The sequence below is a fragment of the Nostoc linckia z4 genome, from assembly GCF_002608075.1.
GTDB lineage: Bacteria > Cyanobacteriota > Cyanobacteriia > Cyanobacteriales > Nostocaceae > Nostoc > Nostoc linckia.
Window position 1 is genome coordinate 165,234 of the sequence record NZ_LAHA01000002.1, and the last position, 26,122, is coordinate 191,355.

Here is a 26,122-nt window from a genome sequence, read left to right on the forward strand (position 1 = left end):
GGGAAGGGGAAAGGGGGAAAGGATAGACTTCTAAGAGAAGTTGGGAAAAGGGGTTGCATGTTTGGTATTTTCCCTTTCCCCAATAAAGATGCATCTCTTTGACCACAAGAGTGCTTTTTGCACTCTTGTACAAAAGGTCTGATGTATTTGAAACCTTTCCCCTTTCACCTTTCCCCTTTCACCTTTCCCCTTTCCCCTTTCACCTTTCCCCTTTCACCTTCCCCTTTCACCTTTCCCCCTTACCCCTTCCCCTTTTCCCAGACCACAAGAGAAGTTCATAGTGCTTATCCGAACCATATTGACCAGTCACCACTCTTCAATCCCCATTTCCAATCCCGTAACAATCTATTAATTGCATCAGGTTGAGTGCCGCAATTTTCTACAATAATCCCAGGGACTTTGATAAATGGTGTCAGTAAACAAATGCCTAAAACCGTTGGCGACGTGATGAGCCGCGATCCGATTGTGGTTCAGGCACAAACTCCACTCAAGGAAGCTATCCAAATTCTCGCAGAACGCCACATCAGTGGGCTACCTGTTGTGGATGATGGCGGTAAGTTAGTGGGCATTATTTCAGAAACCGATTTAATGTGGCAAGAAACTGGTGTCACTCCACCTGCATACATCATGTTTCTTGATAGCGTTATCTATTTGAAAAACCCTGCTGCATACGAACGTGACTTGCATAAAGCTTTAGGGCAAACGGTTGGGGAAGTGATGAGTAAAAACCCCATCACTATTTCTCCTGAGAAAACTTTAAGGGAAGCTGCTACAGTTATGCACGATCGCAGTGTTCACCGCTTGCCAGTACTTGACAGCACAGGGCAAGTAATTGGTATCCTCACTCGTGGTGATATTGTTCGGGCAATGGCAGCAAGTCAAGATTAGTTATTGGTCATTAGTCATTGGTCATTAGTCATTGGTCAAGAGTTTTTCGCTTTTGACTGTTTTTTATACATTTGAAAATCAAGGATAATTAAATGAGTATTACTCCAGAGTCGGTTAAGGAATTGCTTAGTTCTCAGGATGTAGGCGATCGCTTGCGTGCAGTCAATCAAATTCGTCAATTAGAAACAGCTGTTGGTTTTGAATTGATTCAAATTGCAATTGCCGATCGCAATGCCCGTGTCCGGTACTCGGCTGTGAGTCAAATGGATACACTGGGAAAAGAGGATTTACAGTTATCTTGGACAATTTTACGCGATCGCTTGCTCAATGACCCGGAAGTAGATGTACAAGCAGCAGCAGCAGATTGCTTGGGCGCTCTGAAGTTAGGTGAAGCTCTGGAAGACTTAGAAAAAGTTTACAATACAACCAATGAATGGCTAGTACAATTCAGTATCATTGCCACTCTAGGGGAGTTGGGCGATCCACGAGCTTTTGAACTACTTAAACAGGCACTCTCTTCAGAGAATGAATTAATCCAAACTGCGGCTATTAGTTCTTTAGGTGAATTGGGAAATATAGAAGCCGTTCCCCTCTTAGCTCCTTTTGCGAACAATCCAGATTCCCAAGTCCGCTACAGACTTGTCCAAGCTTTAATTCATTTAGGTACTCCAGAAGCTAAATCTATATTAGAAAGTCTTGTTGATGATGATATAGAAGCGATCGCCACTGAAGCTAGAAAATATTTGCAATCAGCTTAGGCTTATAAGTTACTTCACATTTCACGAAGTATACGAACTTAGGGGCACAACATGTTGTGCCCCTAAAAATGTGTATACCCCACGAAGTTGCCACTAAATTGTATAAAAAATAACCTTTAAAATTTTTCATTTTCCAAATATTCATATATAGCGATTTACCAATAAAGATTGTGTGAATTAAGACGCGAGTAGATGCACTTACGTAATTGCGCGGTTAACATACAAATACAGAGAAACAATGAAAACAAAATTTTTCATCTAAAACATTACTAATTAGAGGAAGAAAGTCTAATGAAAAATTTAACTATCTTAGCAACAACATTTGCAGCATCTACTATTGGTTTAAATTTAATTGCTGGTATATCTAAAGCTGAAGCTGCTTCTTTAGTTCCTCCAGTGGAAGGGGAAATTCAACTAACAAACGTTGCTTGTTTAACTGGTAGTTGTATTGATACAATTCCTTATGGTTACACAGTTACCAGTCAGAATTACAACGCAAATTACAAACCAAGTCTGTTATTTAGTGATGATAGCGCAACCCCAAATTCTTATGGTTTTGGTATTTCCTTCGCTAACCCAGATGCAGGAACTAACACAATTGCAGGTGAAAACTGGTTCCGTCCGGTAGCTATCAAAACAGACGGAACTTTCCCAGAAAATGGTCAATTAGAAGTTGGTGTGTTCAAGTTTGATTTTACTAATACAATTAGCGAGTTAGTACTATCATTCTTCGATGTCGAAGATATAGGTACTGCGATTCTGAGCGTTAATGGCGGTGCTTTTGCAGGAACAGTTACTCCAGGAGATAACGCCAATATCAAGAAAGTGACTTTGACAAATGTTAGTTCTTTTGAAGTCAAACTTGGTAATATTGGTGGTAAATTCATCACTGGTGATGGTGTGCGTTTGGATGTTAATCAAACTGTACCTGAACCAGGAACAACTATCAGCTTAGGTCTTTTAGGATTAGTAGCATTGTTTGGTTTGCAAAAGCGGATAAAAAATTCACAAACAGTGTAATTGTTAAACCCCACCCTTGAGGGTAGGGTCTAATTTTGAATTCCCAACTTGTAGACGAAAATTTAATGCTTGTGTGTATGTTTTAGACCTAATTGGGATAGGAAGTATTGTTTTCGTTTAAAATTCAAAATTGTATTCCCAGTAAATTAAGCTTTTCACGGTTATATTGAGTAGATGAATAACTAATTACGCCACTTAGTTATTCTATCTACTCAATTTTCTTATGTACGTAAATGCGGTGAAAGTTGAATAAATCGATGAATTTTAAGCGCCGTAAACCTGCGACCACGTTGTAATTATAAATACTGTAACAGCAGCGATCGCCAACAAACCTTGAATCAAATTCCCTACCAGTGTACCGACGACAATTCCGATACCTGCTTTCACCGCTAAACCGAATTCACGTCGGTAAAGATACTCACCAATAATTGCTCCTAATAGTGGCCCTAGTAAAATTCCTAACAGCGGGCCTCCAAAGGGTAAAGCCGGCAATAATCCCAAAAATCCCAGTACTAAACCGACAACTGCGCCAATTTGTCCCCACTGACTAGCTCCGGCTTGTTTTGCTCCTAGATAACTAGCTAAAAAATCCACGCCGACACTGAGTAACAAAACAACAATTGTCACGATTAATGGAATCTTGATAACTGCAAAGGAACTGCTAACGATTCCCCAGATGATAATTGCAATTAAAATTAAGCTAGCACCTGGAATTGCAGGAACTACCGCGCCGATAATGCCCACAACCATTACGGCAATTAATAGCCAATAGATAATTTGCATAGATAAAATTTGAAATTTCCCAATCAGTTAGTCTTTTGTAGGGTAGCACCTCTGTACTACCCCAGAACGTGTTACATCCAAAAAACACCATCTATGAGACCCCACCCTAAGGGCGGAGTTTAACAATTTTATCGAAAATTTGGGTATAAAACCCCGTACTTAAGCGAAGTGCAGGACGGCTTTACCTTTATAAATCACCTCTCAAAGACGCGATTTATACTATTTAAAAAACTAAACTGCAAATAAAAGCACTTAGCCCTGGGAATAGGAAATCAATGCAGAGAAAAATATTAACTGGACTAAATTCACAAACTTACGAACACCCTTTCGATCGCAAAGCCTTAGCATCTTTACAAAAAATGCCTGGTGTCTCTCTGCTACTCAAAAAAATTAACGAATACGGTATCGATCGCCTACTCCGTATTCAAAGCCTTGGCAGTAGTATCAGAGTTACCCCTCGGAATTTTCCACAATTGCATCAAGCATTAGTAGAAACCTGTGAAATTCTTGATGTTAAACCACTTCCTGAACTATATCTGTTTCGGGCTACAGGGCACATTGTTACTTATATTGTGGGAGTAGAAAAACCTCTCATTGGTATTAATTTAGATGGAATGGAGTGGCTTAATCAAGATGAGTTGCTTTATGTTTTGGGACATGAAGTTGCTCGCATTAAAAGTCAACACATGGTTTATCACCAAATGGCATTTGTGATGCCGACTTTAAAAAATTTGTTGAGCAGTACTACATTGGGAGTTGGTGGCTTGGTAGCCAGTGGTATGGAATTGGCTTTATATAATTGGCAAATGATGGCTCGGTTCACCGCCGATCGCGCTGGTTTATTAGCTTGCCAAGATATTGATGTTGCAACCACCGCATTGATCAAAATTGCAGGTTTACCAGAAGAATACTTGAGTGCTGCTGTAATTGAAGATTTCCTCACTCAAGCGCGTGAATTTGCATCTCAGAATCTTGATACAGCAGACCGGTTAACCAAAATATTAAGTTACACAGAAGCCACAATTCCTTGGGTTGTGATGCGGGCTGGCGAGTTATTAAAATGGTATGATTCTGGAGATTATAATAATGTAATTCAACAGCCAAATTTAAATACATCAGAAGAAAAACAAGAAAATACACCAGAAGAAACAGAAGGGTGGAATTTTTTAACTTCTTGGTGATTTAATTTTAGATTTTAGATACTTCGACAGGCTCAGTACAAGTTTTAGATTTTGGATTGGGAATTGACAAATAAAAACATATAGCAATCCCAAATAATTTACGTCTGATGTGAATTATCTAAATCAACGAATTATCAAGGATTGTGTGCCCTGTAGAGACGTTGCAGTGCAACGTCTCTACAACGATAAATCAAGGATGTTAGCGTCTTCCATTGAAAATAGTCAATCTAAAATCTAAAATCTAAAATCTAAAATCTAAAATTGACTGAGAGTAACAGCTAATTTATCAGCAATTCCAGCGACCCATTTTTCATCTTGTTTGGTGTAACTGCGAGGGGCATTAGCTCCTAAAATTAGAACACCTTTATCGCCAATGGGTTGACAAATGACACCTTGAGTATTTTCTGGTAAATAATCAAATTCAATCTTACCTGGATAAACATTTAGCGCCACTAAATAAATCGGCTTTTGCTTTTCGAGTACCTGTTTTAAGATTGCCCCTGGTACAACCTCAGATTTTGTACCCAAAATTCCCCGACGCAACAAAACTTTACCTTGATAAAAAACTACTAGCGATCGCGTGACTGTATTAGTCAACAATAAATGAGATGCCCAAGCTAGTTCAGTTTTTACGGCTTCTGGTAAATCTGGCGCGAGTACAAAACCTTCTTCTCCAATTAGCTCTACACTATCCGGCAATCGGGGCTGTACCTGCTGCCAAATTAAACCCGTCAAAATTAACACCGCACTCAAAATCACACCCAACACATCACCACGCGCTTGAGATTCAGTTAGTTGCGGCGTCAACAAGCGGTTAATTAACAAAAGTACAGCGCCTAGTCCACCTACAACAATGGGTAGACGCCGCAAAACTCGATTGGGATCGGATTTAGTCATGAGTCATTAGTCATTGGTCATTGGTCATTGGGCATGGGGCATCGGCTAAACAGGGCATTAGTCTTTCTCCTTGTCTCCTTGTCTCCTTGTCTCCTTGTCCCCTTGTCCCCCTCCTACTCCTCTCCCGGTTCAATAATTCTCTGGAAAAGATAACCAGTACCTCTGGCTGTCAATATTAATTCTGGGTTGCTGGGATCGTCTTCTAGTTTTGCCCGCAAACGGGATATATGCACATCTACTACACGGGTATCTACATGGCGTTCTGGTGTGTAACCCCAAACTTCCTGCAAAATTTCGGAACGGGAAAAAGCTTCTCCTGAGCGACTGACTAACAACTCTAGTAAGCTAAATTCCATACCCGTCAATCTAATCCGCTCGTCGCCTTTATAAACTTGTCGCTTATTGGTATCGATTTTGATGTTGGCGACATGAATCACACCAGAACTAGGAATACCAGTAGCACTGGTTTTGTCTACTCGCCTTAGCACTGAGCGAATCCGGGCTTCTAGCTCCTTGGGGGAAAATGGTTTCACTACATAATCGTCAGCGCCTAATTCTAGTCCAGTGATGCGATCGGCTACATCCCCCAAGGCTGTTAGCATAATAATAGGGACATCCGATTCCTTACGTAATTCTTGACAAACACCGTAGCCATCTAGCTTTGGCATCATTACATCTAAAACTACCAGGTCAGGATCGGCTTTGCGAAAAGTTTCCAAAGCTTCTTCGCCGTCACCAGCGGTGACCACATCGTAGCCAATCATTGAAAGGCGCGTTTCTAAAATCCGGCGAATGCTGGCTTCATCGTCTACTACCAAGATTTTTTCTTTATGACTTTCCAAGTTAATCAACGCTCCTTCACTAAAAATTTACATGATTAATTTTTAATACCATAATATTAAGATATCATTCCATAAATTGATTTGGAAAATGCTCTGAATACCACTATGATTGGATTTTAGTATTCTCAAAAACTTAAGTAAATATTAAGATTATTTAATAAGATTTACGAATGGCAAAGCCAAAAACTTTCTACGTTTGCAACGATTGTGGGGCAGAATCCCCTCAATGGTTTGGTAAGTGTCCCGCCTGTGGTACTTACAATTCTCTAGAAGAACAAATTGTTATCCAATCTTCTGTAGATATACCTACTCGCGGAGGAGTTAGTGGTTGGCAAAGCGCACCGAATAATGGTAAATCTAGTGCTAAAGCTCCTAAACAAAGGGCTTCATTGACATTCGATCAAATTAGCGATCGCCAAGTCACTCGTTGGGAGTCTGGTTATGGAGAATTGGATCGAGTACTAGGTGGTGGAGTAGTTCCCGGCTCGATGGTATTGATTGGTGGCGACCCAGGAATTGGGAAGTCTACTTTGTTACTGCAAGTATCAAATCAATTGGCGCAAAGATACCGCATTCTTTACATTTCTGGAGAAGAATCAGGACAACAAATAAAATTAAGAGCTTCTCGTTTAGGAGTAGTAAAACCTCTAAGTGTTGTTGGTGATGACAACGAATCAGCAGTAGAAAATCCTCCCGAATCGCAACCACAAGACAATGTAGGCGCGGATTTATACGTATTGCCAGAAACAGATTTAGAGGAGATTTTGCGGGAAGTGGATTCCCTCAAACCCAATGTAGCTGTAATTGATAGTATTCAAACAATTTTCTTTCCGGCTTTGACTTCTGCGCCTGGTTCCGTGGCTCAGGTACGCGAATGTACTGCGGCTTTGATGAAGGTGGCCAAGCACGAAGATATTACCATGTTGATTGTGGGACACGTCACCAAAGAAGGAGCGATCGCCGGGCCGAAAGTGTTGGAACACTTAGTAGATACAGTGTTGTATTTTGAAGGCGATCGCTTCGCCTCCCATCGGTTATTACGCACAGTGAAAAACCGCTTTGGGGCAACACATGAAATCGGCATCTTTGAAATGGTCTCACATGGATTGCGGGAAGTTCCTAACCCCTCAGAGTTATTTTTAGGGAACCGTGACGACCCAGCGCCAGGTACAGCAATTGTAGTTGCTTGTGAAGGTACTCGCCCCATCGTTGTGGAACTGCAAGCCCTTGTGAGTCCCACCAGCTACCCCTCACCTAGACGTGCAGCCACAGGGATAGACTACAACCGCCTCGTGCAAATTCTCGCCGTCTTAGAAAAACGCGTCGGAATTCCCATGTCGAAATTAGATTCTTATGTTGCTTCCGCTGGTGGATTGAATGTTGAAGAACCAGCAGTAGACTTAGGAGTAGCAATTGCCATTGTTGCAAGTTTCCGCGATCGCATCGTTGACCCAAGTACAGTACTAATAGGTGAAGTTGGCTTAGGCGGACAAGTGCGGTCAGTTTCCCAAATGGAACTGCGATTAAAAGAAGCTGCTAAATTGGGATTTAAAAGAGCGATCGTGCCCAAAGGACAAAAATTTCCCGACCTGAATATTGAGATTTTACCAGTATCTAAAGTCATAGATGCAATTATCGCCGCCATCCCCCATCAAGAACTGACAACTGAAGATTTAGAACCCGATGAATATGAATGAGGGAGATGAGGAAGATGGGGAGACAAGGGAGACAAGGGAGACAAGGAGAATAATTCTTAACTCCTAACTCCTAACTCTTAACTCCTAACTCCTAACTCAACAATCAAAGGAAAACCCATCATGACTGTCATCACCCAAGACTACAAAATCACTTGGGAAAAACTCCCCGATGATTACAAACTGCCAGATGACCCAGTGGACAACATCAACCAACCAGCCTTAGCTGCTGCACTTACAGAAAGCCTACTATTAGCCGAAAAAATTCCAGCTAACGCCCTGGCAACAACTAATTACGGCATTTGCGCCACACTGAATAACAAAATAGTCATTAAAGCCCCTGATTGGGCTTTCATTGCCAAAATTAATGTTAATCGAGAAGAAGTAGTACGCAGTTACACACCTCAATTACAGGGCGACACTCCTGTAATTGTGATGGAATTTGTTTCCGATACACAGGAGACAGAATACTCTATTAAAGCGACACATCCCCCAGGAAAATGGTTTTTCTACGAGCGCATCTTAAAAGTACCAAACTACATTATCTTTGAGCCAGAAAGCGGCAGTATCGAAACGTATCGCCTGGACACCACAGAACAGTACGTCTTGCAAGAGGCTGATGAAAATCAACGCTACTGGATACCAGAAATGAATCTTTACCTTGGCGTGTTGCAAGGCACTCGTGAAAACCGCACAGGGAAGTGGTTACGCTGGTGGGACGAACAAGGAAACCTTCTACCTTGGGGAACAGAATTAGCCGAACAAGAACGCCAACGTACCGAACAAGAACGCCAACGCGCCGAACGACTAGCAGCACAATTGCGGGCTGCGGGAATTGAACCTGAAGATTAGACTTTTTGTAAATAATTAAAGATTGCTAGGTTTAGTTAAAAATTTGCTAAATCTAGCATTTTTTTTAGAGCAATGTAATTTGAAATATCTCGAATTAGACATAATCTATTCTCGTTAAAACTTGGAAATTATTGATAGAAATTTTTGAATTTATAGTTAATAAGTATAAAATTATACATTAATATAAAAGCATGATAAAGGCGATCGCCCAATCCCGCAAAAGATGAATGCGTAGGCGTAGCCCGTCGTAGACATCGCCCTTATCCGCCCCCTTATCAGGAGATAAATATAATCATGACATAACAAGAAGATTCCGCCCAGTCAAAATTAGAACAGTTCTTGGGTAAATATTTAGATACACCAAGCGCTCAACAATGCATTGAAAGACGATTTCCCAAGAGAAAACCGATTAAGCATATATTGATTGGTTCTCTTGAAGTCGTTACTAGTACAATCCATCACTTGCAGATAATTGGCTACGCCAGCGTAGGAGATTGGAGTCCACTAGTACCAACCGGCAACCCAGATGAAGTAATGAGTATTTTAATCCGGCAAATTCTGATGCAATAACCCAAATGTAGAGACGTTGCAATGCAACGTCTCTAATTTTTCTGAATTCTGAATTCTGAATTCTAAATTCTGATTAGTTCCTATCTAATCCTTCTTCCTGGTTCCCTGTTTCATTAGATTTTTGTGCTTCATTAGCAATCATGCCATTGATGTAGCTAACAATTATCGCTAATTCTCCAATTGCTTCCAACTCAGCCGCTTCTTCTGGTGTTTCAGAATCAGCAGTTTTTTTATCAACAAGTTCTTGCATCCGATCTGACATTTCATCTGTAATTTTAAACAGATAAAGTTTATTGACTTTTTGAAGTTTAATACCTTGCTCTAGCCAGGATGAAGGTTTAGCTACTGCGATCGCCATAAGTTTATTACAATTGGATATATCTTGTAGACTCCATCGACATTGCTTAAAGTCTACCTTGTTAAACACCAGTAATGAGACAAATCAAAATTATCGTTGAAAAACATTCTGACGGTTATGTTGCCTATCCTCTTGGTATAAAAGGGGCTGTAGTTGGTCAAGGAAACACTTATGAAGAAGCCTTAGCCGATGTCAAGTCAGCTATTCGCTGCTATATCGAGATATTTGGCAAAGAAATGCTTGAAGATGACTCACCAGTATTTGCACTCAAGTAGCTATCTCGCGGGATGAATTCTTAACAGCCTATGAGCAAAGTTGAGTAAAGAGCTAAATGTAGATATATTGCATACAAAGTTTATACATCAGCCTTGCCAAAAACTGATATTTATGATGTGTCAAAATAAAATATCAGTGAAACTACGGTTTTGACCAATGGCGTGGAATTCTGGGCAGCAGTTGTTTGGCGATCGCTACATAATCGAGAGAAAATTAGGCGAGGGTGGCATAGGCATAACCTATCTGGCTAAAAATCGACGCGGCGAGTTGCGAGTCATCAAAACCCTCAGAGAACAAATCCTGAATCATCCTGACTGGATACCACATCAAGATAAATTACGGCATGACTTCCGAGATGAAGCTTTGCGACTGGCTTTGTGTCACCATCCTCATATTGTGCAGGTAGAAAACGTTTTTGATGAAGGTAATTTTCCCTGCATGGTGATGGAGTATATCGAAGGCGAAGATTTGGGAAAGCGAATAACCGAAAAAGGGGCGTTACCAGAAGCGGAAGCACTGCAATATATTAGGCAAATTGGCGAAGCTTTGATACTGGTTCACGACAAAGGCTTACTGCATCGGGATTTAAAGCCGGGTAACATTATGATGCGTGCGGGTAAACCAGAGGCAGTGTTAATTGACTTTGGTATTGCTAGACAATTTATTTCGGGTGCAGTTTTACAGCATACAGAGAGTGTTACTCATGGTTATGCGCCACCAGAACAGTATGTACCTCATGCCGAACGGGGAGAATATATTGATGTTTACGCCTTAGCCGCCACGTTGTATTCTTTGCTGACTGGACAATTGCCGATGCCAGTACCAGTTAGACTGCAAAATTTTACCCTAAAACCGCCTAAAGAATTGAATTCGAGTGTAGGCGACAGGGTGAATAACGCAATTATGAAGGGGATGGCGTTAAATTACAGGTTTCGCCCCCAGTCAGTACAGGAGTGGTTGGATTTGTTAGCTGCGGGGATAGTAGCACCAACACAACCTGTAACATTTCCTCCCTACACGCCCCCATCTTGGGAATGCGTCCACATCATTCCAGGGATTTTTGGAATAGTAACCTTTAGCGCCACGGAAGATATCTTAGCAAGTGTGGGAGGTAAAGTCATTCACTTGTTTTCATCAACTACAGGTCAACTTCTCCGCACCCTAACTGGTCATTATTCCTCAGTTAATTGCGTCGCCATCAGTAGCGATGGGCAAACCTTGGCTAGTGCTAGTGGGGACAAGACTATCAAACTGTGGAATCTGCAAACAGGAAGAGAAATTTGCACCCTAACTGGTCATTCTTCTGGGGTTTATTCCGTCGCTATCAGTAGCGATGGGCAAACCTTGGCTAGTGGTAGTAGAGACAAGACTATCAAACTGTGGAATCTGCAAACACGAAGAGAAATTTACACCCTGACTGGTCATTATTCCTCAGTTAATTGCGTCGCCATCAGTAGCGATGGGCAAACCTTGGCTAGTGGTAGTAGAGACAAGACTATCAAACTGTGGAATCTGCAAACACGAAGAGAAATTTACACCCTGACTGGTCATTTTGACTCGGTTAGTTCCGTCGCCATCAGTAGCAATGGGCAAATCTTGGCTAGTGGTAGTTGGGACAATATCAAACTGTGGGAGGTGCAAACAGGAAGAGAAATTCACACCCTAACTGGTCATTCTGACTGGGTTAGTTCCGTTGCCATCAGTAGCGATGGGCAAACCTTGGCTAGTGGTAGTGACGACAAGACTATCAAACTGTGGAATCTGCAAACAGGAAGAGAAATTCACACCCTAACTGGTCATTCTGACTGGGTTAGTTCCGTTGCCATCAGTAGCGATGGGCAAACCCTGGCTAGTGGTAGTTGCGACAATATCAAACTGTGGGAGGTGCAAACAGGAAGAGAAATTCACACCCTAACTGGTCATTCTAACTCGATTAGTTCCGTCGCCATCAGTAGCAATGGGCAAATCTTGGCTAGTGGTAGTAGAGACAAGACTATCAAACTATGGAATCTGCAAACAGGAAGAGAAATTCACACCCTAACTGGTCATTCTGACTGGGTTAGTTCCGTTGCCATCAGTAGCGATGGGCAAACCCTGGCTAGTGGTAGTTGGGACAATATCAAACTGTGGAATCTGCAAACAGGAAGAGAAATTCACACCTTAACTAGTCATTCTAACTCGGTTACTTCCGTTGGCATCAGTAGCGATGGGCAAACCTTGGCTAGTGGTAGTGGCGACAAGACTATCAAACTGTGGGAGGTGCAAACAGGTAGAGAAATTCACACCCTAACTGGTCATTCTAACTCGGTTACTTCCGTTGCCATCAGTAGCGATGGGCAAACCTTGGCTAGTGGTAGTAGCGACAAGACTATCAAACTGTGGGAGGTGCAAACAGGTAGAGAAATTGGCACCCTAACTGGTCATTCTAACTCGGTTAGTTCCGTTGCCATCAGTAGCGATGGGCAAACCTTGGCTAGTGGTAGTGGCGACAAGACTATCAAACTGTGGGAGGTGCAAACAGGTAGAGAAATTCACACCCTAACTGGTCATTCTAACTGGGTTAATTCTGTTGCCATCAGTAGTGATGGGCAAACCTTGGCTAGTGGTAGTAGCGACAAGACTATCAAACTGTGGGAGGTGCAAACAGGTAGAGAAATTGGGACCCTCAGTCTTTTTGACTCAGTTATTTCCGTCGTCTTTAGCCCCGTTGGAAGTTGGCTTACTGCTGGAGATGCTAGCGGAAATATCAAAATTTGGCGACGCAGCTAGTTGTAGAATAACAGCGTCACAATAATATTAGAACTAGCAGGCGATCAATATATATGAGCGTCATTATATCCGATGAAACCTTAAATGCCTGTGAGATGACCGCAGCCGAATTCAAGCAGGAAATTGCATTGCTATTGTTTGAGTCTGGTAAATTGTCTATAGGACACGCCAGCAAGTTAGCAGAAATGGATAAAGTACAGTTTCGACAGCTGCTCAAAGAGCGCAAAATTCCTCTTTACTCTTATGATATAGAAGATTTTGAACTCGATTTAAAAAACTTGTGGGAGTTAGGCAGGTTGTGACGTTTAAGCAATGCAAGACAGCAACACTTGTGGACGGATAATTTTAGAAAACGGAAATGAACACGCGATTGGTCGATTCGCTGGTACAAATCATCGAATCCCTCACCCCAAAAGAACGCATTTTTCTGCAACAGCGACTAAGCAGGCAGCCAATTCAAGTGACAGTCGGTGTCTGCGGTGGACAGCCACGCATTCGCAACACGCGCATCCCTGTGTGGACGCTGGTGGCTTTTCGCCAACAGGGAGCAGATGAGGAAGAGTTGCTGCGAAACTACCCTACCCTAACCCATGACGATCTAAAAGCTGCCTGGATTTATTATGAACAGCACCAAGAACAATTAGATCGAGCAATCATCACGTTCGCTGAGGATGATGATGGTTAAGCTTTACTCTAATGAAAATTTTCCTATAGATATAGTCAGAGAACTGCGCTAGTTAGGCTATGATGCCCTAACTTCCTTACGAAGCAAGCTATTACAACACTAAAATAAAAGCACATATCTGTAAATTATATCGCTCTAACTATGACAACTGTAATCGCTAGACCTTCATCCTTGATTGGCAGTATCAGAATAGAAAAGCTGGATAAATTTAACCTGTTCAAATTTAATGATGAACTGCAAGCACGGATGGAAGAACTTTTAGAACGCAAAAAAGCTGATTTACTAACTCCAGAAGAAGTTATCGAACTTGAAGAAATTGGAGAACTAGATAGAATTTTCACCCATATCAATGCGATGCTGGTAGCTCAAAAAAATGATTGATGATGCTACTAAAGAAATTGTCCGCAAACGCGCCAATTATCTGTGCGAGTATTGCCATTCTCCAGAACGCATTTCTACCACAAGATTTACAGTAGACCATTTGATACCAAAGTCTATTGGTGGTGGTGATGAAATTAATAATTTAGCCTTGGCTTGTCGTCGTTGTAATGAACGTCGCTACAACTTTGTCGCGGGATATGACTCAGAGACTCAAGCAGTAGTACCCCTCTTTAATCCTCGTCAACAAATTTGGTCAGAGCATTTTCTCTGGTCAGCAGATGGTAGGACAATTATCGGAATTACACCAACTGGTAGAGCAACCTGCAACCGACTTGATATGAACGATGAACGCTATCCAGAAGATGACTCAATTCGCAGTGCGCGGGGTTTTTGGTTTCAAGCCGGCTTGCATCCTCCTAGTGAGGATACCCGAAAAAGCTAGTCGCTATGATTCTCTTTAGCTGAAGCGTATTGCTCTTGAACCTACTACTGTTTAGTTCTAAACGCAAAAATTTTAACTTTAAACGAAAACATTCTCACTTCAAACCGAAAATTTCTCGTTTCAACCCAGAACGTTCTCACTTCAAACCGAAAATTTCTCGTTTCAACCCAAAACGTTCTCACTTGAAACCGGAATGTTCTCGTTTCAAACGAAAACGTTCTCACTTGGAACTAAAATATTAATGCTCTGAACTCGGAGTGTCTCACTTTAAACGAAAACACCCAAGCTCAGAGCAAAAAGTTTTATGTTTTTAGGTACAAGCGTCGAGTTAATTTCTCGACTTATGAAGTTTGTGGTTGCACTTTTTTAGCTTTGCGGGCAAATCTTCGCCCTAAATCATCAACCATTGACTCTAAACCAGCGCCTTTACCACTAACTTTGGCATAGTTATATACCATTAAACCCGCCGCATAAGCTTCGCTACCCACAGCCACAGATGTATCATCCACGAGTCCTTGCAGTTGCGTCAACGACAGCATAATGGGATACAGGGCTTCAAATAATTCGATATCTTGACGCATTTCATCCAAGTCAAAAGAACGCGGTAAGAAGTCAGGGTTTTGTGTGGCAATTTCCAACGCCTTACTCACAAACGCCCGACTCTTATCTCCCAGTTTAGGTAAAGCTTTACGTTCCTCGGTTGTCAAATCAATCAAGAACGGTAACTTTTGGCGAATAGTAGTAATTGCTTGCATCACGGCTTCCCTGTCTGCGGAGGAAAGTTTTGCACTAACTTTATTTTCTGCCATTTTTAATACTCTCTTTCAGGTACTTATTTTCAGTATTCCCCAAGTTATTTAGGCAATCATAGTTATTTATCAGCAATAAAGAAAAAATTTTTATACTTTTAATTAAGTAATATTTCCCTAATTACCAGCCTTGAGCAACTTTCACCATTGAAGTGCAGTGACATTTGAGCAAAGGAAGCCGAACATTTAGAGATAATAGTAGCAGAGGCAATTCCAAAGTTTTACAACTAACAAGATTAACTATGAGTAATCTCTCCAGTGAAAATCTACCAGTTGCAGATCAAAAGTCATCACTTCCAGAAGAATCTTTTGCTGCCAAAAATTAACACCACCCTAGAGAACATTCCCGACTTATTCGTCCTTTAGTGGGAATTAGGCAATATACAAATCAATTATCACCAAAGTTAGCCAACCCAGGATATGTAAAAAGGGTGCGTCAAATATACGATCGGGTGTACTCTGAATTAGTTAACAGTTATGCGGGCTGGTATGTTGCTATCGAACCTGATAGCGGCGATTATTTTCTCAATGTCAATAAAGCTTTAGCCCAAGAGCAAGCAAAACAAAAAAATCCTTCTAGATTAATTTGTACCTTTCAATTAATTCCACAGAAGCATAGCTAAACAAATTGATTGAAGGAAAATTTACCAACCAAGGCGAGTTGATTTTTGAAATCGACCTCGTAGCATCCGATGGTTTGGTTATCACAGTTGATGCACTATTCGATACTGGTTTTACCGACTGGTTAGCAATTAATACTCAAGATGCTCTCTCCCTGGGATAGGAACTTGTGGAAAGTGAAGAAACACGTATGACCGCACAAGGAGAATTCCAGTTTGATATCGACACTGGTACAGTTAGTTTAGATAGTCAAGAATTCAATATTTCTGTAATTGCTGGAGATGAAATTGCCGAAGTACTTCTCGGTTTACCTTGGCTTTTGACCAGAAAATTAGTCGTTGATTTTCCTGAAGGTCTACTAACTTTAGGATAAGTCACATCTTGCATCAAGTCTCTTATTCATTCAAGGAGCAAAATAAGCAGAACGTTTACGTCAGTTAGACATCAATCCTGACGAACTAGATTAATTATTGTAACTGCGGATATTTTTTATTGATTTTTTATTAACTTATGTTACTAAGAACCAGCTTTGATAACATAGAGAATAAACAATAAATAAAAGTAACAATAACTCTGTATAAGTAAGGAAGACTATTTTTTGTTTGAGAAGAATAATAACTTATGCTGAAACCTTATATAGGACTCCTATTTGATTTTTGAAAAGATACGTAGTGGCGTGGCAAGGCTAAAATATTGCATTAGTAAACTTTTGTGGGGTGGGCATCCTGCCGGCCCGGACGGGTGAGGACACCCATCCCACAAGAAATTTTATTGCAACATTTAAGGCTTGATACGCCACTACAGATACTTAGATTTTTTCATAAATCAAAGCGGATTCCTGTATATATTAATGCAGCAACATGAGGTTGCACAGAAGTTAATTTTTAATAGCGATCGCCCGCAAACTAGTTTGAATAAATATAATATTTAAGTCTGATAATTATATAGCAAGTTCAGTTTTGCCCAAAAACTATGAAGTATGCTAAATACTAGCTGCTTAGTCTAGTGGCGATCGCCTTACTCAAAGCTAAGATCAAATTAAACAACAAATCTCAAAAGCGAAGCCCGAAGCACTCGCAGATATTACGCTGATACAAGTTATATCCTGACTTATATTAACTAGTACTAAAATACTAAAACCGACTCAAGTAAAAATTGCTAATTTCGTCACACAAGAGCATTTAGAAATTGTAGAAAAGTGTATTTCCTAATATTGACAGTGGTGTTAACCTCTATTTTACAGATGATATCAGCCTTTATCTGCTAGAGTTTGTGACTTTCAGCAAACTAAATAATCTATCAATAAATGTAAGATCGCTAGGAGTGCGATGATGATGTCACAGTCGCCTTTAACAAGACCAGAAATAGCCGCAGGAACTTTAATTGATAACCGCTATATTATCCAAAAACTTTTGGGACAAGGAGGATTGGGACGAACTTATTTGGCATTTGATACCCGTCGCTTTAATGAAGCTTGTGTTCTCAAAGAGTTTGCACCCATTGGTACAGGGGAAAGTGGACTCGAACAATATCGCAACTTATTTAAAAGAGAAGCTAAAATTCTTCACCAGCTGCAACATTCCCAAATTCCCAAGTTTTTGGCTTGCTTTGAAGGAGACGGTAGGCTATTTTTAGTTCAAGAATATGTCGATGGAAAAACATATTCTCGGCTGTTAGGAGAACTGCAACGCCAAGGAAGAAATTTTTCTGAAGAAGAAGTTATTCAGTGGCTAAAAAATCTGCTCCCTGTATTGGAATACGTCCACCAGCATAATATTATCCACCGTGATATTTCCCCCGACAACATTATGTTACCAGATGGCAAAGATTTGCCAGTACTGATTGATTTTGGTGTCGGCAAACAAATTACTGATATCAACGAAGCCAAAACTTCTCACCAAGTAACTTTTGTTGGTAAAATGTCCCTCGTAGGAAAAGTAGGATACGCTCCCCGCGAGCAAATTAGCTTGGGTTTATGTTCTCCCTCCAGTGATATTTATGCTTTGGGAGTAACAGCTATTGTACTGCTCACAGGAAAAGATCCATCCTTATTAATGGATCAGTATTCCTTAGAATGGAACTGGCGTTATTATGTCTATGTTACTGATGGTTTTGCTCAAATACTCGATTGCATGTTAGCCGATAGACCCAACAAGCGATACCAAACAGCAACAGAAGTCATCGCAGATTTAAGGCGTCTGGAAGAATCAAAAGTAGCAATTTTACCTGCGGTGGTGAATGATTCACCTACCACCGTATTTAATCCTCAATATCAAGCCATGTCGGCAATTACCGACTCATACAACCAACTCGGAGAGACCATCTTTAGTTCGCCCAGTTTACCTACAACTCCACAAATTGGACAAATCGAACAACAACAACCTTCTCTCAATCCAGCATTTGTTAAACACTGTCAGCAAGAGTTAGCTTACCACATCGGGCCAATGGCAACTCTAGTTATAGAAGAAATATTGGCTCAAAATCCTTACATTTCACCAGACCATTTTGTGGAATTGATAGCCGCAGAAATTCCTAACTTTCAAGCAGCTTTTGAATTTAAAAAAAGCTTATTTTCCTAAGGATTTAAATTTGAAAAAGTAGAGACAAAAATATTCTGTTTTTATCTTTTGACTGTTGACGGTTCACAGTCAACAATCAACCACTTCAACCCGTTGAATATTAGTTAATTGATTATTTATTCAACCGTACCTCCATGAGTACGTTTGATTCGTTTCATTGCCATTTCTAAGCTTAATTGCATCCGCTTAAAAGCTCTAGCTAGATTACCAATTTCATCATTAGACATTTGCTCGAATTCAACTTCTAGATGTCCCGTACTCACTTCCTCTGCAATGCGAGTCATGCGCTTGAGAGGAATAACAACTTGTCGATTTAAGAAAAAGTTCACTAACAGAATAGTTGCGATAAAAATCGTTGATACAATGAGAAGGATTAATAAAGAAGATTGATTAGCTTTGTTAATAACGTTATTAGCTGGTACTGAGATAATTTGAGCGCCAACAATTTCGTTTAGCTTCCATCCAAATCCATTAGCTGCACCATAAAGAGTAATCATACTTTGAGGTGCGGCTTCAGGTACACTGTGACACTTCAAACAACTTTCTTCAGAAACCGGTAGGGGACGAGCAACATAAAAGATATCTCCACCAGGAATTGAGCGAAATCCACTCACTTCTTTCAAGTCTGGTTTATTCCTAAACTTTTCTACAATTTCTGTTTCAAAGCCGTCTGCCTTATCCCGAAGATTAGTGGGGTTGAGAGTTGCTTCTTTATAAAAAAAGTCACGGTACTCTGGTGTTTTCCGCAAAATTTCAAATACCTCCCGTGCTGAGTATCCAGGTACACTTTGCGGCAAAAACTCCGTTGCTAATTTATCAGCTAACTCTGGATTCACTTGAGTACTAGTGTACTTACGAACAGAACTCATTGTTTGCATCAGCATCAAAGCTGTTGAGCTGATATCTTGTTTAGCATTCTCCCTCAGCAAAGAAGAAAGGGCAAATCCGCTTAAGCTCAGACCAAATGTCAAAATTACTAGCAGCAGAATTGTAAATTTTTGTTTCAGATTTAGATTCTTCAGCATAATTTTAGATTACCTACAAGTCAAATTATTATGAACAAATATGGCTCAAGCGATGGTTGATAGGATTAGCAATCAAGCTTCATATTTTGCTGTAAAGGCATAGTTTAACTAAAACTATCAGGATATATCTAAATTTATACTATTAATTAATAGTAACTATTGGGGAGATAAAAATGTTATCTAAGTAACTAACTTCAGAAAGCTACAACAACAATACAAATAGAATTCCTAAAAATTCATGTTGGCTGTTCTGATACCGTGCCAAAATAAATACCAGAAAACATCAAATATTACTAATGGTGTGGAATTCAGGAAAGTCTTTATTCGGAGGACGCTACATTATTGAAAGCCAACTAGGCGAAGGTGGAATTGGCATCACTTATCTTGCCAGAAATCAAAGAAATCAACTGCGAGTAATCAAAACTCTCAAAGAAGAAATCCTCAATCACCCCGCTTGGATACTCCACCGAAATAAATTACGGCAAGACTTCCGTGATGAAGCCGTTCGGCTGGCTGTGTGTCACCATCCTCATATAGTACAAATAGAAAACGTTTTTGATGAAGGAAATTCGCCTTGTATGGTGATGGAGTACATCCAAGGCGAAGACTTAGGACAACGCTTAAAGCGGGTAGGTTTGCTATCAGAAACAGAAGCACTGTTATATATTCGGCAAATTGGCGACGCTTTAACGCTGATTCATTCTAAAGGGCTGTTGCATCGGGATCTCAAACCGCGCAACATCATGATTCGCATTGATAAATCAGAAGCAGTGCTGATAGACTTTGGCATTTCTAGAGAATTTATTCCTAATGTAGTGCAAAGGCATACAGTGTATCGCACTCCTGGTTTTGCCCCGCCTGAACAGTATGAATTAGAAGCGCCACGAGGGGAATACATTGATATTTATGCCCTAGCTGCTACTTTATACAATTTGCTTACAGGAGTTGTACCAACCAGTGCAGACGATCGCCGTCACAATGTTAAATTAGAACCACCACAATACTTTAATCCCAACATTAGTAATAAAGTAAATCAAGCTATTATGTGCGGCATGGATTTGGAGTCAACTTATCGTCCCCAGTCCGTGCAAGAATGGTTGAATTTACTTGAAGGTGATTCTAGAGAAGATTTAGCAACAATACCATTATCTTTAGCGAGCAAACCCAAACAAGAATCACTCAAACCTAGTGTGCAATCAGCACCGCCTGTTGTCATATTAGCTCGGCAAAATTGGCAATGCATACAGACCCTTAAAGGTCATTCTAGTATGGTTCATGCCATCGCCATTAGCCCAGACGGACAATATCTTGCTAGTGGTAGCAACGACAGAACTATCAAACTTTGGCAACTGAGTACCGGTAAGCTCGTGCGTCAATTAGGCCGTTGGTTTTCCGGTCATTCCAACATGGTTCATTCTCTTGCCTTTAGTCCAATTTCCCCAAATTCTTCTTATCAAGGAGAGTCTGCTAGAACTACCGGGTTTACAGATATCAACTCAGGAATTTTAGCTAGCGCTAGTTGGGACAACACAATTAAATTGTGGGATATCAACACAGGCAAAGAAATTCGTACTCTCACTGGTCATACCAACTGGGTAAATTCCGTTGCCTTCAGTCCAGACGGCAAACTGCTCATCAGTGGTGGCGCTGACTGTACAATTAAAATCTGGCAAGTAAACACTGGCATTGAAATCCAAACTTTCAGAGGTCATACTGACCCAGTTTCATCACTCGCCTACTCCCCCAGAACAGTTACAACCAACAACCAAGACAAACAAATAATAGCTAGTGGAAGTAATGACTACACCATCAAACTGTGGCAAGTATACACAGGGAGAAACATTTCCACGTTAGTTGGACACACCTTTTTTGTTAACTGTATTGCCTTCAGCCACGATGGAGAAATTCTCGCCAGCGGTAGTGGCGATAACACAATTAAACTGTGGCATGTAAATACAGGCAGAGAAATTCGCACCCTTAGCGGTCATTCTGATTCAGTTTGGTCAGTGGCCTTTAGTTCCGATAGACAATTTCTCGCTAGTGGTAGCTGGGACAACACCATCAAACTGTGGCATCTACACACTGGTAGAGAAATCAGCACACTAACAGGGCATTCCAGCTATGTTAGATGCGTCGCCTTCAGTCCTGATGGACAAACCTTAGTCAGTGGCGGCGATGACGATACGATTAAAATTTGGCGACGTGAGAGATGAGGGGGATGGGGTAGGGAAGCATGGGGCATGGGGAAAGGGGAAAGATTAAATTTATTTCCTTTTCCCTTTTCCCTTTAACCTTTTCCCCTACTCCCCATGCCCAATACCCAATACCTCCCCTCATCTAACCTTGAGATAGAATTGCGATCGCCTGAAACTTGTCAAAATAATGGCGTAACCGTTATTTTTCAACAATAAATAAATTTATGGGCTTTGGTATTGGCGATTTATTTTGGATTTTCCTGCTTCTTACTTCTCTGCAACCCCTTTGGCAAAAACGCCAAATAGAATATCGGCGCTTGCGTGCTTTACAGGAATTCCAGCAGCAACGCAAAAGTCGCGTGATTTTGCTAATTCACCGCCAAGAGTCCATTAGTTTACTGGGAATTCCCTTATCTCGCTACATTACTATCGAAGACTCAGAACAAATATTGCGAGCAATTCGTCTCACTCCTCCAGATGTACCCATTGACTTAATTTTGCACACTCCTGGGGGTTTAGTTTTAGCCACAGAACAAATTGCTAGAGCATTAATTCGTCACCAAGCAAAAGTAACTGTCTTTGTACCCCACTACGCTATGAGTGGCGGTACAATGCTGGCTCTCGCTTCCGATGAAATTGTTATGGACGCCAACGCTGTTTTAGGCCCAGTCGATCCCCAACTCGGTAATTACCCAGCAGCAAGTATCATCAAAGTAGTTGAAGATAAACCCATCAGTGAGGTTGATGACCAAACCCTCATTATGGCTGACCTCGCACGTAAAGCAATACAGCAAGTACAACGCTTTGTGCGGACTCTCCTCAAAGACAGTATACCCAAACAAAAAGTTCTGCCAGAAAATATCGAATCGATTATCGAAGCCTTAACAACTGGACGCGTTACCCATGACTATCCCATCACTGTTGAGGAAGCCACAGAAATGGGTCTGCCAATAACCGTTGGATTGCCCAATTCCATATATGATTTGATGGATTTGTACCCACAGCCACAAGGGGGGCGACCCACTGTCCAGTACATTCCTATGCCTTACAATGACCGCAGTCCATCTCTACCTGTCCCCAAAGGCAGACCTTTAGAAGAACCCAATAATTCCTAATTCACATCTGATGTGAATCAACGAAGTAGAGACGTTGCAATGCAACGTCTCTACAACAATAAATCAAGGAATTAAGGTGTAGCAGTGGGGGTAGGTGTTGGTGTAGCTGTTGGTGTAGCCGTGGGGGTTGCAGTTGGCGTAGCTGTTGGCGTAGGCGTGGGGGTTGCAGTTGGCGTAGCTGTGGGAGTAGCAGTCGGTGTCGGACTCGGTTTAGTCGTCGGTTTAGTCGTCGGTTTTGCCGTCGGTTTTGCCGTCGGTGTAGGTGATGGCTTAGTAGTTGGCTGACCCACAAGTGCCTTAGCTTCTGCATCCAGCTTTTGCCGGAGTGCTAAATTAGCAATTCCAGTTTCTTGCAACTGGTTCTTTTTCTGGTATTCCTTCACCACTGCTTCGGTCTGAGGCCCATAAAATTGATCGCGAGGAAGCGGAGGATTCGGCTTCACTACCGCATTCAAATTTCCTTGGAGAATTTTAACGATGTTAGCAGCATAAGCTTGGGTTTGTGGCCCGGCTATGCCATCAACTGGTTTTAGTCTGTAACCAGTCTGAAATTCACGAATTGCTTTTTTGGTTTCTTCATCCGTCAATGGGGTATTTGTTACCTTGACGGTATAGCCTAACCCCCGCAACACAGCACGAAATTGCTGTGGCGTGTAACTACCTTGAGGGGCTGCAAAACCTGTGTCTGCAATTACTATGCTAGCACTTAACAGGCAGGTAGCAGCAAAAGTCGCGCTTGATTTTCCAAACCCACACCACATAATGAAAACTCCTTTGGGTTAAATCAGCAGGATTATAGACTTTAACAGCTGCATTTTAAGTTTCTTTAATAACTTTTTTCGTAATTGTTTCATGATTATTGAATAATTCGTAATTTATATTTGTCAAACTTAACTGAAAATATAAAAACCAATTTGTGTCATCCATCAAAAGAAGTATCTTATATTAGCGAAGCAAATTCGTTGTCAAAACCTGGCAGTCAATAAATCAGACAGGGTAAAAATTCAGCATGAGCAGTACATTTATCGGTCAAATTTTTTCCTAATTCTTTAAGTATTCTGACTCCTGAATTCTTACCAGTGAATATTGAAAATCCAGAAACCTGTATAATTTAAAACAAAAAAAATGAAAAATATAAAAAATTCTGACAAGCGTAATCTATGGTTTGAAAGATTTATGGCAATCCTGGCCACAGTAAACTTAAGTTTAGTTTTGTTTGATTTAAGTTACGTACAATGGCGGGATTTATACTTACAAAAATTTCCCCAAATTGTCCAGATTTATGACCCCATCAAAGGTATTGAAACGCATCGAGACACAAAAAAATATTTACAAACCTTAGATGCATTAGAAGAACAAGTCAGCCAAACAGGATTACAATCCCCTGAGGTAAAAAACCAGCTAGAGGAAATAACTCGTTTGAGCAACGAGATGATTGATACTAATCCATTTGCGGGAGCGAATAAGAGTGGTACTCTAGAAAAAATCAAAAATCGGATGCGCGATCGCATCAACAACGAATCTGCAAAACAGTCCTTTGCCATTTTTTGGAGTCAACCCTACTTAACCCAAAAAGGCTGGCTGCAAGAAATTAATTTTTTCAACCAGAGAATACGCCCTTTAATTGCTACTAACTACTACCGTAGAATTGCAGAAAGTGGGGAATTTATCAATAATTTCTGGATTATTGACTCAGTATTTGTAATTTTATTTGCTCTAGAATTGCTGGGGCGTACCTTTTTTATCAAACGCCAACATGTCGGTTTAAGCTGGCTAGAAGCACTGTTGTGGCGTTGGTATGATTTGTTCTTATTATTACCATTTTTTCGTTGGCTACGAATTATACCCGTATTGGTGCGCCTCGACCAAGCAAAGTTATTGAGTCTACATCCAGTGCGCCGACAAATTAATCAGGGGATCGTGGCCAATTTTGCCGAAGAATTGACAGAAATTGTAGTGGTGAGAGTGATCAACCAAGTCCAGGCTTCCATTAAGCGGGGTGAATTGATCCGTTGGCTATCGCAACAAGAAAATGTGCGCTCTTACATAGATATTAATAATGTCAATGAAATAGAAGCGATCGCAGGTTTATTGGTAAAAACAGTGGTGTATCAAGTGCTACCAGAAATCCAACCAGCGATCGTTGCCCTTTTGCGTCACAACATCGAAACCGTCATCCATCAAGTTCCCGTCTACCGCAACCTCCAGAACCTCCCAGGCATCGGACAAGCCCAAAGCCAACTCAGCGAGCAATTAGCAACCCAAATCACAACAAATCTTTACAAAACTTTAGTTAGTGCTGTTGAAGACCCTGTTGGTGCAAAACTCACCAGTCAACTAATACAAAGTTTCAGCGACGCCTTAACAGGACAAATCAAAAAAAAGCACTTACTTGCAGAAATCGAGAGTTTACTTTCTGACTTCTTAGAAGAAATTAAAATTAACTACGTTCAGCGTTTGTCCCAGGAAGATATCGAGCAAATCATCGAGCAAACCAGACAGCTACGAACACAAGCATCACTTCCAGCAGTAGTTGATAAAGGTACTAGTTTTACAGGGAGATGAGGGAGACAAGGGAGAAAATCTTCCCCTCTGCCCCCGCCCCCTACCCCTCTGCCCCATGCCCTGTTTGCCCAATGCCCCACTACAGAATAAATGCGCTAAACTCGAATTAGGGCGAACCAGCATTGGTTCGTCACAAGACTTCTTGGAAGATATCCCTATCGCAGGAAGTGGGTCGATGCCCACTTTTTTTATTGAATTTTCTCATGGCTCATCCCTTAGTACCAAAAATTATTGATTTGGCAACACCAGTGGCACAAGAACTGGGATTAGAACTAGTGGGCGTGGTTTTTCACACTAACCAAAGTCCACCAGTATTGCGGGTAGATATTCGCAATCCTCAGCAAGACACTGGATTAAATGATTGTGAGAAAATGAGCCGTGCTTTAGAAACCTCCTTAGATGCTGCGGAAATCTTTCCAGATGCTTATGTCTTGGAAGTGTCCAGTCCTGGTATTTCGCGGCAATTGGTCACCGACAGGGAGTTTATCTCTTTTAAAGGATTTCCTGTCATTATCTCCACTTCCCCACCTTATGAGGGACAACAAGAGTGGACTGGTCAGCTGATTCGCCGGGATGAGACAGCAGTTTACTTAAATCAAAAAGGTCGTGTAGTCGAAATTCAGCGCTCTCTAATTACTAGGGTGCAGCTAGACGAAGGCCGATAAACAAATGACTAGGGACTGGGAACTGGGCACTGGGAATTAGAAATTAGGGAATAGAAACTGGGGGAATACAACAGTAGAGGAGCAGGGGAGCAGAAGAGCTTCAGTGCAGACGGGAAGTTGCAGTCAGTCTTTCCCATCTGCCCCACTTTCTC

28 protein-coding genes are annotated in these 26,122 nt (G+C 41.2%); 21 read left to right on the forward strand and 7 right to left on the reverse strand.

Going from position 1 to position 26,122, the window contains the following annotated elements; all coding sequences use genetic code 11:
* The first annotated feature begins 423 nt into the window (after positions 1–423).
* The 3 genes from VF06_RS02980 (at position 424) to VF06_RS02990 (ending at position 2,666) form a co-directional block, all read left to right on the forward strand.
* Complete coding sequence (locus VF06_RS02980) at positions 424–888, forward strand: CBS domain-containing protein (RefSeq protein WP_180267237.1); 465 nt, start codon at positions 424–426, stop codon at positions 886–888.
* A gap of 92 nt (positions 889–980) precedes the next feature.
* Positions 981–1,646, forward strand: a complete 666-nt coding sequence (nblB, locus tag VF06_RS02985; RefSeq protein ID WP_099069782.1) for a phycobilisome degradation protein NblB — start codon at positions 981–983, stop codon at positions 1,644–1,646.
* Between the two features lie 291 nt (positions 1,647–1,937).
* Positions 1,938–2,666, forward strand: a complete 729-nt coding sequence (locus tag VF06_RS02990; protein ID WP_099069783.1) for an LEVG family PEP-CTERM protein — start codon at positions 1,938–1,940, stop codon at positions 2,664–2,666.
* Positions 2,667–2,930: 264 nt separating this feature from the next.
* Here VF06_RS02990 and VF06_RS02995 read toward each other — a convergent pair whose 3' ends face one another.
* The gene (locus VF06_RS02995) at positions 2,931–3,449 is read right to left on the reverse strand and encodes a DUF456 domain-containing protein (RefSeq protein ID WP_099069784.1); all 519 of its coding nucleotides are present in this window, start codon (positions 3,447–3,449) and stop codon (positions 2,931–2,933) included.
* Positions 3,450–3,724: 275 nt separating this feature from the next.
* Here VF06_RS02995 and VF06_RS03000 point away from each other — a divergent pair, with 275 nt between their 5' ends.
* On the forward strand, positions 3,725–4,630 hold the full coding sequence (locus VF06_RS03000; RefSeq protein ID WP_099069785.1) for a M48 family metallopeptidase: 906 nt from the start codon (positions 3,725–3,727) through the stop codon (positions 4,628–4,630).
* A 255-nt stretch (positions 4,631–4,885) separates the two neighbouring features.
* Here VF06_RS03000 and VF06_RS03005 read toward each other — a convergent pair whose 3' ends face one another.
* On the reverse strand, positions 4,886–5,527 hold the full coding sequence (locus tag VF06_RS03005; RefSeq protein WP_099069786.1) for a cofactor assembly of complex C subunit B: 642 nt from the start codon (positions 5,525–5,527) through the stop codon (positions 4,886–4,888).
* Between the two features lie 113 nt (positions 5,528–5,640).
* Positions 5,641–6,369 (reverse strand): response regulator transcription factor RpaB, encoded by a 729-nt coding sequence (gene rpaB / locus VF06_RS03010; protein WP_096542480.1) that lies wholly within the window; start codon positions 6,367–6,369, stop codon positions 5,641–5,643.
* Positions 6,370–6,539: 170 nt separating this feature from the next.
* Between rpaB and radA the strand changes: the two genes are divergently transcribed.
* The 3 genes from radA (at position 6,540) to VF06_RS03025 (ending at position 9,485) form a co-directional block, all read left to right on the forward strand.
* Positions 6,540–8,066: a DNA repair protein RadA gene (gene radA / locus VF06_RS03015; protein WP_099069787.1), complete on the forward strand. Its 1,527-nt coding sequence runs from the start codon at positions 6,540–6,542 to the stop codon at positions 8,064–8,066.
* Between the two features lie 120 nt (positions 8,067–8,186).
* Entirely contained in the window at positions 8,187–8,915 is a 729-nt protein-coding gene (locus VF06_RS03020; RefSeq protein WP_099069788.1) for a Uma2 family endonuclease, read from the forward strand.
* A 339-nt stretch (positions 8,916–9,254) separates the two neighbouring features.
* Entirely contained in the window at positions 9,255–9,485 is a 231-nt protein-coding gene (locus tag VF06_RS03025) for a hypothetical protein (RefSeq protein ID WP_099069789.1), read from the forward strand.
* A gap of 73 nt (positions 9,486–9,558) precedes the next feature.
* Here VF06_RS03025 and VF06_RS03030 read toward each other — a convergent pair whose 3' ends face one another.
* Positions 9,559–9,843 (reverse strand): hypothetical protein, encoded by a 285-nt coding sequence (locus VF06_RS03030; RefSeq protein WP_099069790.1) that lies wholly within the window; start codon positions 9,841–9,843, stop codon positions 9,559–9,561.
* 74 nt (positions 9,844–9,917) lie between these two features.
* On the opposite strand from VF06_RS03030, the gene VF06_RS03035 reads away from it, so the two are divergent.
* The 6 genes from VF06_RS03035 (at position 9,918) to VF06_RS03060 (ending at position 14,396) form a co-directional block, all read left to right on the forward strand.
* Positions 9,918–10,118: a type II toxin-antitoxin system HicB family antitoxin gene (locus VF06_RS03035; RefSeq protein ID WP_099069791.1), complete on the forward strand. Its 201-nt coding sequence runs from the start codon at positions 9,918–9,920 to the stop codon at positions 10,116–10,118.
* 157 nt (positions 10,119–10,275) lie between these two features.
* Positions 10,276–12,888: a protein kinase domain-containing protein gene (locus tag VF06_RS03040; RefSeq protein ID WP_099069792.1), complete on the forward strand. Its 2,613-nt coding sequence runs from the start codon at positions 10,276–10,278 to the stop codon at positions 12,886–12,888.
* A 53-nt stretch (positions 12,889–12,941) separates the two neighbouring features.
* Positions 12,942–13,190, forward strand: a complete 249-nt coding sequence (locus VF06_RS03045) for a UPF0175 family protein (RefSeq protein WP_099069793.1) — start codon at positions 12,942–12,944, stop codon at positions 13,188–13,190.
* Positions 13,191–13,246: 56 nt separating this feature from the next.
* Positions 13,247–13,573 (forward strand): DUF433 domain-containing protein, encoded by a 327-nt coding sequence (locus VF06_RS03050; RefSeq protein ID WP_099069794.1) that lies wholly within the window; start codon positions 13,247–13,249, stop codon positions 13,571–13,573.
* A gap of 141 nt (positions 13,574–13,714) precedes the next feature.
* Complete coding sequence (locus VF06_RS03055) at positions 13,715–13,954, forward strand: hypothetical protein (RefSeq protein ID WP_099069795.1); 240 nt, start codon at positions 13,715–13,717, stop codon at positions 13,952–13,954.
* A complete protein-coding gene (locus VF06_RS03060; protein WP_099069796.1) occupies positions 13,947–14,396 on the forward strand; it encodes an HNH endonuclease in 450 nt (149 codons plus the stop codon). Before VF06_RS03055 ends, VF06_RS03060 begins: the two co-directional genes overlap by 8 nt.
* 341 nt (positions 14,397–14,737) lie before the next feature.
* Here the strand turns inward: VF06_RS03060 and VF06_RS03065 are convergent, their stop codons facing one another.
* Positions 14,738–15,205, reverse strand: a complete 468-nt coding sequence (locus VF06_RS03065; protein ID WP_099069797.1) for a hypothetical protein — start codon at positions 15,203–15,205, stop codon at positions 14,738–14,740.
* A gap of 365 nt (positions 15,206–15,570) precedes the next feature.
* Here VF06_RS03065 and VF06_RS03070 point away from each other — a divergent pair, with 365 nt between their 5' ends.
* From VF06_RS03070 to VF06_RS03080, 4 genes are all read left to right on the forward strand, one after another.
* The gene (locus VF06_RS03070; protein ID WP_099069798.1) at positions 15,571–15,828 is read left to right on the forward strand and encodes a hypothetical protein; all 258 of its coding nucleotides are present in this window, start codon (positions 15,571–15,573) and stop codon (positions 15,826–15,828) included.
* A 5-nt stretch (positions 15,829–15,833) separates the two neighbouring features.
* A complete protein-coding gene (locus tag VF06_RS43335; RefSeq protein ID WP_306419463.1) occupies positions 15,834–15,989 on the forward strand; it encodes a hypothetical protein in 156 nt (51 codons plus the stop codon).
* A gap of 27 nt (positions 15,990–16,016) precedes the next feature.
* On the forward strand, positions 16,017–16,199 hold the full coding sequence (locus tag VF06_RS43340; protein WP_306609541.1) for a hypothetical protein: 183 nt from the start codon (positions 16,017–16,019) through the stop codon (positions 16,197–16,199).
* Between the two features lie 961 nt (positions 16,200–17,160).
* A complete protein-coding gene (locus VF06_RS03080; protein ID WP_099069799.1) occupies positions 17,161–18,405 on the forward strand; it encodes a serine/threonine-protein kinase in 1,245 nt (414 codons plus the stop codon).
* Between the two features lie 116 nt (positions 18,406–18,521).
* On the opposite strand, the gene VF06_RS03085 is transcribed toward VF06_RS03080, so the two are convergent.
* On the reverse strand, positions 18,522–19,430 hold the full coding sequence (locus VF06_RS03085; protein WP_099069800.1) for a Tll0287-like domain-containing protein: 909 nt from the start codon (positions 19,428–19,430) through the stop codon (positions 18,522–18,524).
* A gap of 296 nt (positions 19,431–19,726) precedes the next feature.
* Here VF06_RS03085 and VF06_RS03090 point away from each other — a divergent pair, with 296 nt between their 5' ends.
* Positions 19,727–21,643 (forward strand): serine/threonine-protein kinase, encoded by a 1,917-nt coding sequence (locus VF06_RS03090; RefSeq protein ID WP_099069801.1) that lies wholly within the window; start codon positions 19,727–19,729, stop codon positions 21,641–21,643.
* A gap of 206 nt (positions 21,644–21,849) precedes the next feature.
* The gene (locus tag VF06_RS03095; RefSeq protein ID WP_099069802.1) at positions 21,850–22,740 is read left to right on the forward strand and encodes an SDH family Clp fold serine proteinase; all 891 of its coding nucleotides are present in this window, start codon (positions 21,850–21,852) and stop codon (positions 22,738–22,740) included.
* Positions 22,741–22,811: 71 nt separating this feature from the next.
* Here the strand turns inward: VF06_RS03095 and VF06_RS03100 are convergent, their stop codons facing one another.
* Positions 22,812–23,501, reverse strand: coding sequence for a peptidoglycan-binding domain-containing protein (locus tag VF06_RS03100; protein ID WP_099069803.1), 690 nt, complete (start codon positions 23,499–23,501; stop codon positions 22,812–22,814).
* Positions 23,502–23,865: 364 nt separating this feature from the next.
* Here VF06_RS03100 and VF06_RS03105 point away from each other — a divergent pair, with 364 nt between their 5' ends.
* Together VF06_RS03105 and rimP are read left to right on the forward strand one after the other, a co-directional pair.
* Complete coding sequence (locus VF06_RS03105; RefSeq protein WP_099073480.1) at positions 23,866–25,305, forward strand: hypothetical protein; 1,440 nt, start codon at positions 23,866–23,868, stop codon at positions 25,303–25,305.
* A 203-nt stretch (positions 25,306–25,508) separates the two neighbouring features.
* Positions 25,509–25,970 carry a ribosome maturation factor RimP gene (gene rimP, locus VF06_RS03110; protein WP_099069647.1) on the forward strand — a complete coding sequence of 154 codons (462 nt, stop codon included), beginning with the start codon at positions 25,509–25,511 and terminating at the stop codon, positions 25,968–25,970.
* Positions 25,971–26,122: the final 152 nt, after the last annotated feature.